15 protein-coding genes and 1 pseudogene are annotated in these 11,601 nt (G+C 67.4%); 11 read left to right on the forward strand and 5 right to left on the reverse strand.

Translation table 11 applies throughout. The features are described from left to right. Window positions 1-247, reverse strand: a 247-nt coding sequence (locus tag KY462_16015; protein ID MBW3579203.1) for a helix-turn-helix domain-containing protein, incomplete at its 3' end; no start/stop codon positions are given. A gap of 499 nt (window positions 248-746) precedes the next feature. Between KY462_16015 and KY462_16020 the strand changes: the two genes are divergently transcribed. Beyond that, window positions 747-1,268 carry a hypothetical protein gene (locus KY462_16020; GenBank protein ID MBW3579204.1) on the forward strand — a complete coding sequence of 174 codons (522 nt, stop codon included), beginning with the start codon at window positions 747-749 and terminating at the stop codon, window positions 1,266-1,268. Between the two features lie 491 nt (window positions 1,269-1,759). Continuing rightward, on the forward strand, window positions 1,760-3,586 hold the full coding sequence (locus KY462_16025; protein ID MBW3579205.1) for a hypothetical protein: 1,827 nt from the start codon (window positions 1,760-1,762) through the stop codon (window positions 3,584-3,586). Here KY462_16025 and KY462_16030 read toward each other — a convergent pair. Next, complete coding sequence (locus KY462_16030) at window positions 3,573-3,773, reverse strand: hypothetical protein (GenBank protein ID MBW3579206.1); 201 nt, start codon at window positions 3,771-3,773, stop codon at window positions 3,573-3,575. The two genes, KY462_16025 and KY462_16030, sit on opposite strands and share 14 nt — an antisense overlap. A gap of 140 nt (window positions 3,774-3,913) precedes the next feature. On the opposite strand from KY462_16030, the gene KY462_16035 reads away from it, so the two are divergent. The 9 genes and pseudogenes from KY462_16035 to KY462_16075 all read left to right on the forward strand — a co-directional run bounded on the left by KY462_16035 (window position 3,914) and on the right by KY462_16075 (window position 9,733). Continuing rightward, window positions 3,914-4,429 carry a DUF4383 domain-containing protein gene (locus KY462_16035; GenBank protein MBW3579207.1) on the forward strand — a complete coding sequence of 172 codons (516 nt, stop codon included), beginning with the start codon at window positions 3,914-3,916 and terminating at the stop codon, window positions 4,427-4,429. Between the two features lie 104 nt (window positions 4,430-4,533). Further along, a pseudogene (locus KY462_16040) lies at window positions 4,534-4,686 on the forward strand (DUF1059 domain-containing protein). A gap of 187 nt (window positions 4,687-4,873) precedes the next feature. Further along, the gene (gene sigK, locus KY462_16045) at window positions 4,874-5,470 is read left to right on the forward strand and encodes an ECF RNA polymerase sigma factor SigK (protein ID MBW3579208.1); all 597 of its coding nucleotides are present in this window, start codon (window positions 4,874-4,876) and stop codon (window positions 5,468-5,470) included. Further along, the gene (locus KY462_16050; GenBank protein ID MBW3579209.1) at window positions 5,467-6,201 is read left to right on the forward strand and encodes an anti-sigma factor; all 735 of its coding nucleotides are present in this window, start codon (window positions 5,467-5,469) and stop codon (window positions 6,199-6,201) included. Before sigK ends, KY462_16050 begins: the two co-directional genes overlap by 4 nt. A 130-nt stretch (window positions 6,202-6,331) precedes the next feature. Further along, entirely contained in the window at window positions 6,332-6,640 is a 309-nt protein-coding gene (locus tag KY462_16055; GenBank protein MBW3579210.1) for a transposase, read from the forward strand. A gap of 67 nt (window positions 6,641-6,707) precedes the next feature. Further along, on the forward strand, window positions 6,708-7,985 hold the full coding sequence (locus KY462_16060; protein MBW3579211.1) for a hypothetical protein: 1,278 nt from the start codon (window positions 6,708-6,710) through the stop codon (window positions 7,983-7,985). 87 nt (window positions 7,986-8,072) lie between these two features. Beyond that, on the forward strand, window positions 8,073-8,450 hold the full coding sequence (locus tag KY462_16065; protein ID MBW3579212.1) for a cupredoxin domain-containing protein: 378 nt from the start codon (window positions 8,073-8,075) through the stop codon (window positions 8,448-8,450). A gap of 217 nt (window positions 8,451-8,667) precedes the next feature. Beyond that, window positions 8,668-9,180, forward strand: a complete 513-nt coding sequence (locus tag KY462_16070; GenBank protein ID MBW3579213.1) for a sigma-70 family RNA polymerase sigma factor — start codon at window positions 8,668-8,670, stop codon at window positions 9,178-9,180. Next, the gene (locus tag KY462_16075; GenBank protein ID MBW3579214.1) at window positions 9,167-9,733 is read left to right on the forward strand and encodes an FHA domain-containing protein; all 567 of its coding nucleotides are present in this window, start codon (window positions 9,167-9,169) and stop codon (window positions 9,731-9,733) included. The genes KY462_16070 and KY462_16075 overlap by 14 nt, the downstream gene beginning before the upstream one ends. A 185-nt stretch (window positions 9,734-9,918) precedes the next feature. On the opposite strand, the gene KY462_16080 is transcribed toward KY462_16075, so the two are convergent. The 3 genes from KY462_16080 to KY462_16090 all read right to left on the reverse strand — a co-directional run. Next, a complete protein-coding gene (locus KY462_16080) occupies window positions 9,919-10,458 on the reverse strand; it encodes a hypothetical protein (protein MBW3579215.1) in 540 nt (179 codons plus the stop codon). Beyond that, a complete protein-coding gene (locus tag KY462_16085) occupies window positions 10,455-10,694 on the reverse strand; it encodes a hypothetical protein (GenBank protein ID MBW3579216.1) in 240 nt (79 codons plus the stop codon). Before KY462_16085 ends, KY462_16080 begins: the two co-directional genes overlap by 4 nt. Before the next feature lie 387 nt (window positions 10,695-11,081). Then, a partial coding sequence (locus KY462_16090) for a class I SAM-dependent methyltransferase (GenBank protein MBW3579217.1) occupies window positions 11,082-11,601 on the reverse strand: 520 nt, incomplete at its 5' end.

Genomic DNA, 11,601 nt, shown 5'->3' on the forward strand with positions numbered 1-11,601 from the left:
GAGCGTCCACCAGCCCCTCCAGGCGATGCTCGGCGAACCGGCGCCGCCACTTGCCCACCGTGACCGGATTGCACCCCAGCTCGGCCGCGACCTCGACGTTGCTGGCACCCTGCGCGCAGCCCAACACGATCCGGCAGCGCAACGCCAACGCCTGCGACGACGTGTGCCGCCGCGCCCACCGCTGCAAGGTCTGCCGCTCGTCGTCGTTCAGCTCGATCACCACCGTCGGTCGCCCCGCACGCCCCATGCCAGCTCCTGGTCGCCACCATCAGCCCGTCACAGGGAATCTACACCCGCCCAGCCATTATTTAGCGTATTTAGCGGACGGCACACTAGGTGCATGTGTACGAAGAAGGCCTCAACCCTGCGCTCGTGTTTCGGCCGGTTATAGAGGTCGACGGCGAGCAGGGCCTCGGCAATCGACGCATCGAGCATGCGCTTCCAAATTGCGCGCGGCATCGGTTCCCCGCTCAGCCAGGCTGCGCGGTAACGGTACGTGATGGCCGTGACGACCACGGGGGGTCTTCCCATCATGCTTGGACACTGGGCGACCGCTCCCGCGTGATAACGCCACCACGCAGCGACCGGCACTGTTGAACTTGATCCGGTTCCCCGGACGCGGCTATGCGCGATTCTCTAAGTCTGCTCACACGCGGATCGCCGCCCGCAACCACGGCTACGCCGCCACGATGGCCGTCGTGGCATCGGCGAGCAGCCGCAGATGCCGACGGACGGCCCCGAAAAGGGTGAACACCCAGGATCACGTCGACGAGTTCGCCGGTATGTGGTGGGACGACCACACCGTGTTGGTGTTGGCGTTCACCGACCACGTCGAGGAGCACCGGGCCGCCATCGACCGGCTGTGGCCGCCCGCGTTTCGTGTCATCGAGGCCCGCTACACCGAGCAAGAACTCGCGCGTGCGCAGGTGGCCATCAACGCTGATGAGGATCTGCGCGGACGCCTTCCCGGTCGGGTCCTGTACGCCAACAGCCTCGATGTGCCCGGGCAGGTCGTCGAGGTCGCGGTCGCCGTCGACGACCGCGTCACCCGCGACGCGATAGGCCAACGCTACGACCTGGCAATACTCAACCTGCAACCCCGCTTCCACGTCGTCGAAGGCGACGGCCCAAAACTGACGACGGCGACGCAAGTTCAAGGGCTCCTCGCTGATCGCAGTGCATGGGTGATCAGAGTTCCGGGACTTCTAACGGGCTTGCTGGTCGCCGGCGAGGTCGACGAGGTGCTTCAGCGAGCGGCCGAGCCTTGAGCCGGGTGACCAGGAGCTCGTCGCCGGGGCGGGCGACCATGAGAGCGTTCTCGAGCTGGGGGCGGCTGGCGAGCTTGACCGAGGAGAGTGGGTTGGTGGTCGGCATCAGCATCAAGTCGATCAACTTCCGGGACCTACGAACGAAGAAGGCGGATGCCGCGTCGGTGGCAGACCCAGGTCAGAGCCGGATCGGAGTCGTCCGAGCATGACAGCGAAGGGCGTGAGAGGGCCGTGGGACGGATAGGACCGGGAGAACATGATGATGCGTGCTAGGCACTGCCCGATCACTCTGAGAATTCAGTAGATTCTTCGCCTCGAGCAGCAGGCGCTGAGCCGGCTGGACGTGCGATCCAATGGTCCCCCGGTCCGATATCGACATCGGCGGCGGCCCGTCCCCGACGCCTCGTCCGAACGCAGCGCGCCGCCCCGCGGCTGGCGACCTGGTGGGCCGCCCATCCTGATCACCGCGTGGTGTGGGTTACGATGCCAGCGTGGGTCAGGAGAAGACGGTCGGCAACCCGGAGGGTGCCACGCACCCTCGAGTGCCGGATCCGTGGGAGTTCATGCGTGCCCTCGAGGCGAGTGGACGCTTCTACCGTGACAACGCGGTCGGGCGGATCTTCCACCCAGGCGCGGTATCCTACCGGGAGACGGTAGCCGAGCACAGCGTGCACGTCGTCCTGGAGAAGGGACGGATCGTCGCTCATGTCGACCGGTACTCTCCTGTCCGGTTCACGAAAGACGGCGTGGCGCGCTACGCCTTCTGGCGCGTCGCCGTGCACAACGTCGTCGGCGCGGTCAAGGACGTTCTCAGCCTGCCGCACGGCCAGCACTGCGCCGAGCGGTGCCCGACGGCGGGCGAGAGCGTCGAGGTCGGCCCCGACCTGCTCGACCAGCTCATGCGTGAACGTCCCGGAAGCTCCGAGACGGCCGACGTCGATCTGGACCGACTCCGCCGTATGCTGCTTCCCCGCACCGACGAACGCGTGCAACGCATTTCGTTCAACCTCGTGGACGAGGTCGTCCACCTGCTCGACACGCCCGCGGAGCCCTGGAACGTCCAGGTGGAGGTGCGGGTGGCCGGCAGCCTGGACGAACGCCGGCTGAGAGCCGCGATCGATGAGGCCCTCCGCCGCCATCCCATGGCGCGGGCCCGCAAGGCGGCCGCCGAGCAAGCCTGGAACCGCAGCTATTGGGAAGCCCCTCCGACGCTCGACGTCGACCCGTTGCAGGTGAGCCGGCACGTCGACGCCGCCGCCGTGGCATCGGCGAGAGCAGAGCTGCACAGCATGCCGATCCCTCTGTCAACGTCGCCTCCTCTGCGCATCCGACTGGTGCGACAGCGCGACGGGGACCTGCTCATGCTGAGCGTCAACCACGCGGCCACGGATGGGATCGGCGGCTTGCGGATCCTGTACTCGATCGCCCGTGCCTACGCCGGCGAGGCCGATCCTCTCGCCGACGTCGACTTCTTCGCCGCCCGCGACCTCATGGGGAGTCACGCCCCAGCTGATGCCTCCATGAGGGCGCGCCGGTACCTTGCCCTGGCAGAACGGCTACGCGAGCTGCTTGCGCCCCCTGCCCGGCTCGCCGCTGACCAGGGTCGTGAGAGCCCCGGTTACGGCTTTCACCACGTCCGGCTCAGCACCGAGGAGACACGACGCCTCGCCGAGTTCCCGCACCCCGGCAGCGTCAACGACCTTCTCGTGGCCGCCTTGCACCTTGCCGTCGCGGCGTGGAACGGCCGTCACCGATCCCCCTGTCGCCGCATCACCGTTCTCGTGCCCTCCAACCTTCGTCCGGCCGATCACCGCAACGAGATCGTCGGCAACTTCTCCCTTCCCGCGAGGGTCTCGACCACGCCCCGCCGACGGTCGAGCGCAGCGGCGACCCTGACCGCCGTGACGGCCCAGACCAGCCGCAAGAAGCGCAGCGGCCTGGGCACGTCGCTCCTGGAACTCCTCAGCTGGTCGTGGCTCCTGCCGCTGCGGGTCAAGCAGGCCATGATCGACGTCTTCGACCGCCGTTTCACCGACACGGCCATCTTGTCCAACCTCGGACGTATCGACGATCCACCGTCGTTCGGACACGACGTGGGAGAGACGGTCGAGTGCTGGTTCTCGGCGCCCGCCAGGATGCCTCTCGGGTTGTCCATCGGGGCGATCACGGTCGGAGACCGGCTGCACCTGTCCTTCCGCTACCGCCATCCCCAATTCGGTCCTGAAGCCGCGCTCCGCTTCGCGGAGTGCTACCTCGCCCAACTCCGCCGGGTGGTGGAGCAGCCCACGGACCAGGACCGCACCGTTAGGGCAACGTGACCGCGAGCTCCACCGCCTGCGAGGCCGTGGTGGGGTCGTGGGCATCGATGACGGCGATGACGTGGAGGGTTGACCCCGCGACGCGGACGAGCGCGAGGCCCTCCACCTTCTGTGGCCCACTCGTGCCCTGAGGCAGGCGGCCGCCGGCGAGGACCCACGGTCCGTCGACCAGCAGGAGCGCTTTCATCACTGATTCCTGATTCACGGCAGCGATGATGCTTTGGCGACCGCGGCGTGGCTGCGGCACCGACTTTCGACCAGGGTTGCCGACCAATCCGGACGTCGTGGGGCTACGAACCACGCGTGAACCGACCGGAAGGCAACAGCTTGAGACGTTCGATTGCACATACGTTCGCGTTCGCACTGGGTGCCGTGTACCTGGTTGTGGGCATCGCCGGCTTCTTCGTGACCGGCTTCGACAACTTCCTCGCCAACGGCGACGAGGCGTTGCTCATCTTCGAGGTGAACCCGTTCCACAACGTCGTTCACCTGGGGGTGGGCGCCTTGGCTCTCTCAGCGGGGTTGGCTCTCCGCGATCGCGCGGCGGTGCAGGGCACCAACCTCGGCATCGCGGCGGTGTACCTGCTGGCGGCGGCGCTGGGCTTTGCCGGCTACCTGCAGATCCTGTCGATCGATGGGACATGGGCGGCGGACAACTTCCTGCACCTGGGCACAGGGCTGGTCGCGTTGGCGTTCAGCGGCCTGGTCACCCGCACAGCTGTCAAGCACCGAGCGGAGCGCACGCCTGCGACGGCCGTCGGCGTCGGGCCCTCACGCGGGCCGTCCACGACCAGCTCACAGTCACGCGGAGACCGACTGGTCGGATCGAAATCCCCACAGTAGCGCCAATCGCCCGATCGACATGTTCGGTTGCGGGCGACAGGCAGAACGAAACAGCCCACGAGGACGAGGAAGGAGTGACTATGGCCTACGAGTTTCGGTGAAGGGACGCCGGCGCCCACTGCAGCGGACATTTCAAAGCGGCAACGGACGACGAGCTTCAGCGCAAGGTGGAAGAGCATCTGCGCGACAAGCACGAGATTCACACCATCAGCCAGACGCTGATGAGCTACGTCCGCAAGGTCGCCCAGGACCGCTAGCATGGCTGTACTGAGCCATGCGTACAGCGACCACCGCACAACTGCTGGAGTCGGCGCGGGCCCCGTGATCGGGCCCGACAGGATCCACCGGTAAGTCTTGGCCCCGCAGCTCGGCTGCGGGGCCAAGTGCCGCCGTCAGCGCAGAGGGAGCCAACAAGGGCACCGCTTCCTACGCACTGGGAGATCGATGGTCAACCGTCCTCGCCGCTTGCGGGCTTCGGGTCGCCACGACAGGTCAGTGACCGACGACGAGACGCTGATGGCCATGGTCGCAGGCGGTGACCACAGCGCATTCTCCGCGCTGTACGATCGGTACGCCGACCGCGTATTCGGGCTGGTGCACCGGGTTGTGCGTGATCCCTCCCACGCGGAGGACGTCACCCAGGAGGTGTTTGTCGAGGCCTGGCGCAAGGCCCGCTCGTACGACCGCGACCGCGGAGCTGTGGCCACATGGCTGCTCACTCTGGCCCACCGGCGAGGGGTCGATCGGGTCCGACGGGAACAGAGCCTGCGAGATCGCAGCCACCGCGCCGCCGTGGACAACCCCTCGGCGGGCTTCGACGTGGTCGCCGATGGCGTTGACACCACCCTCAAGCACGAACGTATTCGCCGTGCGCTGGGAGAACTGACCGACCTGCAGCGCGAAGCGATTGAGCTGGCCTACTACGGCGGGAACACCTACCGGGAGGTCGCCGAAATCCTCGACGTCCCCCTGGGAACGGTTAAGACGCGTCTGCGAGATGGACTCATTCGTTTACGCAACGCCATGGAGGTGGGCACGTGACCTCCGACGCTGACATCCACACCCTGTCGGCTCCGTACGCGCTCGATGCGCTGCCCGACGACGAACGCCGCGCGTTCGAAAGCCACCTGGCGACCTGCCCGGGATGCCGACGAGAAGTCGACGAATTGCGAGCGGCCGCAGCGTCGCTGGCTGTGCCCGTCGAGGAGCCCGCACCCCGACCGCTGCGTGACCGCATCCTAACAACGATCGAGGTCACCGCCCAAGATCCTGGCCCCACTGGGCAGCAAAACCATCCGACGTGGACGTGGCCACAGATCCGAAATGTTGTCGCGATCGCTGCCGCTGCCATAGTTGTGATCGTTGCAGGGCTCGGCGCGGTGATCGCAGAGCTCAACGGCAGCATCGACGATCTTCAGGCCCGCACGGAAGCGGCCTACGACGTCCTTGCCGCTGGGGAGCTGCGCACCGTGACCCTCACGGGCACATTCCAAGGCAAAGTGCAGCTGATCGCGTCCGCACGGGCCGACCAGGCCATCATCGTCGCCCAAGGCCTACCGGTGATCGACGACAGTCGCACCTACGAACTGTGGTTCATCGACACCAGCGGAGCGCGACCGGCCGGGCTGTTCCGACCCGACCAGCACGGTCGCACCTTCCAAGTGGTCGCGCATGGTGACCTATCCGGCGTCGAGCAGGTCGCGGTCACAATCGAACCGGCGAACGGCTCGCGTCAGCCAACGTCCGAGCCGGTGCTCACGGCAACCCTCTGACTTCGCGCAAACGTCACCGTCCTGATTCGGGTTCTCCGGAGAGCTTGTAAGCGCGTCCCGAGGAGCTGAGGGGTAGCCGTTCAGCGTGCCGTGGTGATGGTGCGCGTGACACCGTCCGTGTTCACCGAACGTGAGGCTGCAAGAGGAAAGACCACCGCGTCATCCTCGAACTGCGTATTCGTGTGCTGGCCCACGCGCTGATGGACGTGGACGTCACGGCGCAGAGCGGCGCCGGCTACGTGCGCGCAACCCCGATCAGCGTGCCACGCACCGAAACGGCTACCGCGATCGGCGGTGGGACACCCGGGTGGGCACGGTACAGCTGCGTATCCCGCGCGTCGACACCCTCAGAGGCTCGCTCTATCGGGATCGATGCCACCTGAATCGTTTCGTGAACGGACCAATCCGTGCGGTCGCCGGCTGCGAACCACGTTTTTGAGAGCGGAACGGAGGCTAGGGGAGCCGCCCACCGCTCGACATGGACCGCAACGGATCAGGAGATTCAGATGCGACACCTAGCTCACAACGGCCGCCTGGTGGCCGTCTCGGCGGTAGCGGCGCTGGTGCTGGCTGCCTGCGGCAGCGGCACGGACGACCCCGGCACTCAGCAGACCTCCGACCAGCAGACCGAGACGCACGACGACATGGGTCAGGACGCTGCAGGCGAGGACCCGTTCGGCGCGCTCAAGCGAGCAGCCAACCACGTCGGCAACGACGGGTCCGCCCAGGCGGTCGCCGGCGGGGTGGCCGCCGCCGCGGGCCTGGAGGGCGACATCGAATCCCCAGCGGCACAGGCCTACGCCTCGCTAGCGACGCTGCTGCAGGAGCACGTGTACCTGGCTGGCATCGCGGTCGACATGGGGCTGTCCGCCGGCCTGGACTCGCGCGAGTTCGAAGCTGCAGCGGCTGCCCTCGACGAGAATTCGGTCGAGCTGGCGGACGTTGTGGGTTCGGTCGGGGGCGAGGAGAAGCGCGATGCGTTCCTCGGCCTGTGGCGCGAGCACATCGGGTTCTTCGTCAACTACGCGGAAGGCGCCGCCGGCGGCGACGACGACATGAAGCAGCAGGCGCTGGACAACCTCGACGGCTACCGCCAGCAAGCGGGCGCTTTCTTCCAGGAGGTCACCGGCGGTGAACTGCCTGCCGACGCGGTCGCCGAGTCGCTGTCGGGCCACATCGACACGCTCACCCAAGCGATCGACGCTGCAGCTGCCGGCGATACGTCGGTGTTCGCCGAACTGAAGGAAGCTGCCACCCACGTGGGTGAGGACGGTTCCGCGAAGGCGCTGGCCTCCGGAGTTGCCGCCGCCGCGGGGCTCGAGGGCGACATCGAGGCGCCGGCTGTACAGGCCTACGTCACGTTGTCGACCCTTTTGGAGGAGCACGTCTACCTGGCTGGGATCGCGGTTAAGACCGCCTACTCGGCAGGTCTCGACAGCCCCGCCTTCGAAGCCGCGGCAGACACGCTCGATGAGAACTCGGTCGAGTTAGCGGACGTTGTGGGTTCGGTCGCGGGCGAGGACAAGCGCGACGCGTTCCTCGACCTGTGGCGCGAGCACATCGGGTTCTTCGTCAACTACGCGGAAGGCGCCGCCGGCAACGACGACGACATGAAGCAGCAGGCGCTGGACAACCTCGACGGCTACCGCCAGCAAGCGGGCGCTTTCTTCGAGGAGGTCACCGGCGGTGAACTGCCTGCCGACGCGGTCGCCGAGTCGCTGTCGGGCCACATCGACACGCTCACCCGAGCGATCGACGCACTCGCGGCGGCGCTGACCGGCTGACGACAGACACCTGACAGAGGCTGGAGGGCTCGTGTCGAAACGGGCCCTCCAGCGCTCTTGCCCTCTTTACAGTAACTGGAGGACCCCATGTTCCCTCGACGACTCACCGTCCTGGCCCTCGTCGCTGTCGTGATGGGCGACTGCGGCGGCCAAGGATCCCAGGCGCCAGCCCCAGGCGCGCCCTCGAGCTCGGTGGCCATCGTCTCCTTCGACTACACCCCGCGCGACATCAGCGTCGCTGTCGGCACCACAGTCACGTGGACCAACGAGGACGAGTTCGCGCACACCGTGACCGGCGGCACGCCCGACGATCCGACCGGACCCGAGGGCGTGATGGGAGAGCTCGGCGAGATCAACGGGCGAGGTGAAACGTTCTCCTGGAGCTTCGAGGAGACCGGAACTTACGAGTACTTCTGTCGCTTCCACCCAGGACAGATGCGCGGGACCGTCACCGTCACACGCTGACCGGGGTACGGGTTCGAACCAATCTAGAACGTCTGCTGTCCCGAAACACGAGCGACATCCACGACTATCGAGGAGGAGAACCGATGGGTCCAGCTCCGGGACGGCCTCATCCGGCTCCGTGAGACACTGGGGGTGAGCACATGAAGCTCGAACAGGCCGACATCCACACCCTGGCCGGGGCGTACGACCTCGACGCGCTGCCCCCGGACGAGGACCGTTGGAGTCCACTACACCGTTCGACGACTTCTACACCCGCGAGCTTCCGCGGGTCGTGGGCGCGGTGAGCCTGTACTGCGGCGATGCCGACGTGGCCTCCGAGCTCGCGCAGGAGGCGTTCGTCCGTGCGTGTGAACGCTGGGATGAGGTCTGCCGGATGGCTCGCCCGGGAGCGTGGGTGCATCGCGTAGCAATGAACCTGGCGAACTCGTACTACCGGCGCCGGCGAGCAGAACGGCGAGCACGACAACGCCAGTCCCAGGAGACCGACGATGTTCACCGCGATCCCGACGTCGCGGACAAGGTCGCGATCCGCCGGGCGGTGTCATCGCTGCCCAAACGTCAGCGGCAGGCGTTGATCTGGCGATTCTACGTCGGGATGAGCGTGGCCGAGACCGCCCATCAGATGGATGCAAGCGAGTCGGCGGTCAAGTCGCTGACCTACCGGGCGACTGACAGCCTTCACGACATGCTCTTCGAGTCGGACAGGGAGGTCGGGGATGTCCGCCCCTGAAGTAACCGAGCTGCTCGAACGCGGTGCCGCGACACCGTCGTCCATGGCGGACGTCGACGAGATCCGTGCGCGCGTACAGATCCGCCGTCGCCGGCGGCGCTTCGCGTTGGGCGCGGCCGTGGCCGCCGTGGTTGTCGCCGTCGTTGGCGGGGCCTTGCTGGGAGCGTCGCTGTTCCGGGACCCTCCGATGCCGTTCGTGGACGACGAACCGGCTCCGGCCTCATCCTCTGCGATCGTTCTTCCCACTATCCCGACGCGCGAAGGTGAAGGCGGCGACTTGGCCGCAGCTCACGGGCGACTGCGCTTCGACCCGGACGACCGATGCTTCTACCTGGACCAGGGTGGAACCCGGACGTCGGTGGCATGGCCGCGAGGATGGTACGCCGAAGACGACCCGCCCCGGCTCATCGACGCCGGCGGGACAACCCGGCTACACGTCGGCGACCGCGTGGAACTCGGCGGCGGCTACGGCCAAACGTATGAAGGCCGTGAACCCTGTCCCGGCTCCGACGGGTGGTTCTTCGCCTGGCAGGTCAACGAACGCGGCAACTGACTCTCATCAGAGCCGCCGCTACTGGCCGCTTCGGGACTACGGCGCAAACCTCGTTCGGCGGCACGGCGCAGTTCAACTGTTGCGCCCCACGGCCGTAGGAGATCGGCAGTCTTCGCCGAGGGTGTTCACCGCCTCGTGCATCGAGCCGCGGCCTCGCCGGCCCGGTCCGGTCGTGCCAGCCTGACTCAGAGTTGCTCGAGAACGCTGGCGTCGTGCTCGTCGAGGCGTTCGCGCAGACCCCTAAGTGCGAGCTTGGCATTGATGGCTGCGGCGATCTCGGCTTGTTGGCCGGCGGTGGCGGGAAGCTCCAAGCCCAGTTCACGGGTGAACCACTGCATCACGTCGGGCCACCACCACAACTGGTTGCGCTGCTCCGCCCGTGCCGCTGGCGGTGGGAAGTTGCCCGGGCCGCGCCCGCCCGAGACCAACAGACGGACGCTTTCGTGGGTGCGGCCGGTTCGTCTGGCGATGTCGGCCACGGTCACCAACTCGTCAGTCTCCAGCCGGGTGACGCGCGCTTCGGGGACCGCCTGCTCGATCTGGCGGATGGCGGCCACCACCGCGTCGGCGTAAGAGTCGGCCTCGCGATCGAACGCCGCATGCTGCACGCCTGCGGCCACGCCGAAGGTGGCGTCATCGCAGCCAGCCTCCCACAGAGAGTCGAGACGGGCGTCGGTCTGCAGGTCGGCGCCCTCGACGATGAGGGTGAAGTGGTACAGCGTCACGGTAGGTCTCCTACGTGTTGGCAGCGGTCGACTGCGCGCCGTAGCCGAGCCGCATGTAGGTCGGAGTTGCGGGGTGTCGACCACACCGACTCCTGATGGCCCTGGCGGGTGCGTTGGGGGCAGCGCATGTAGCCCCAGCGGTGACCGCCGGCCGTGGGCACGACCGTCCAGCCGCGGTCCTCCGCGTAACGCAATGCCGCCTCGACCTCCTTCTTCGGGTGCCGCCGCCGGGTCATGTTGGAAACGTACAACGCAGCTGTGACACGTGGGCTGGCGGGATCGGGAGGCGCGGCAGTGTGGGGGTCTCTGCTGTAGCGCTCTCACCCTCGCGCCCCCCGGGGAGGCCCTCAGTCGATGTAGCCGACTGCTTACCTTCCTGTAAGCACCACCCGTGAACGGTGGGCCCTAGGGCGCCGCGATCGGGGATTGCTCAGCAACGACGGGTGCCTCGACGGGGACGCTGCCGCAGCGCGGTGGCCCGTCGCCGCGCCGGCGTCGGAGTGTCGCGACGTAGCCCAGCGATGACCGCGTAGTCGAACAGCTCGCACACCGCACGAGCCGCCGTTCGTCCTCGCCGTGCGGCGCCGCTGGGCGTGGCCGCTGACGCGAGTCCCGGTCAGCGTTCACAGCTTGCGGGGTGGTGGTGTCGTGACGAGGATCTCGAGGTAGCGGGCGTCGTAGACGACTGCATCGTCTTGCCCGTAGTTGACCTGCTCGATGAGTGCCTTGATCTGCGCTGCCATGGCGCCGTAGCGCTCCGGCGGCATGCTCGCCTTCGCCACGACGGACAAGCCGTGGGCTTCGCTGCTGGAGCGCCAGTTGTCCCACGAGCGGTAGCGCAACGTCAACATCCGTTCGCGGACCTCGATCGTGGTCTCGGCCGGTGCGAACAGTTCGCCGACGTGGTCGCGCACCCCCCAGTCCAGCGGGTCTGGCGCGCCGGGCGGCAACGGCGACAGGTGGCTGCGCACGATCCGGAACTGCTGCGCTGTCACGTCGTTGGGCGGCCATGCGGTGATCCCGATCGTGCCGCCGGGTCGGGTTGCACGTAGCGCCTCGGCGGCCGCCCGATGGTGGTCGGGCGCGAAGATGATCCCGAAGACGGACGTGACCTGGTCGAATGCACCGTCAGGGAACGGCAGG

Source organism: Actinomycetota bacterium (assembly GCA_019347675.1).
Classification (GTDB): Bacteria; Actinomycetota; Nitriliruptoria; order Nitriliruptorales; family JAHWKO01; genus JAHWKW01.

What these genes read in the sequence shown, in the direction of transcription:
- KY462_16085 (MBW3579216.1), bottom strand. Translation starts at nt 10,694, where the DNA reads ATGACCCGGCGGCGGCACCCGAAGAAGGAGGTCGAGGCGGCATTGCGT.
- KY462_16065 (MBW3579212.1), top strand. Translation starts at nt 8,073, where the DNA reads ATGTTCCCTCGACGACTCACCGTCCTGGCCCTCGTCGCTGTCGTGATG.
- KY462_16075 (MBW3579214.1), top strand. Translation starts at nt 9,167, where the DNA reads ATGTCCGCCCCTGAAGTAACCGAGCTGCTCGAACGCGGTGCCGCGACA.
- KY462_16060 (MBW3579211.1), top strand. Translation starts at nt 6,708, where the DNA reads ATGCGACACCTAGCTCACAACGGCCGCCTGGTGGCCGTCTCGGCGGTA.
- sigK (MBW3579208.1), top strand. Translation starts at nt 4,874, where the DNA reads ATGGTCAACCGTCCTCGCCGCTTGCGGGCTTCGGGTCGCCACGACAGG.
- KY462_16030 (MBW3579206.1), bottom strand. Translation starts at nt 3,773, where the DNA reads ATGAAAGCGCTCCTGCTGGTCGACGGACCGTGGGTCCTCGCCGGCGGC.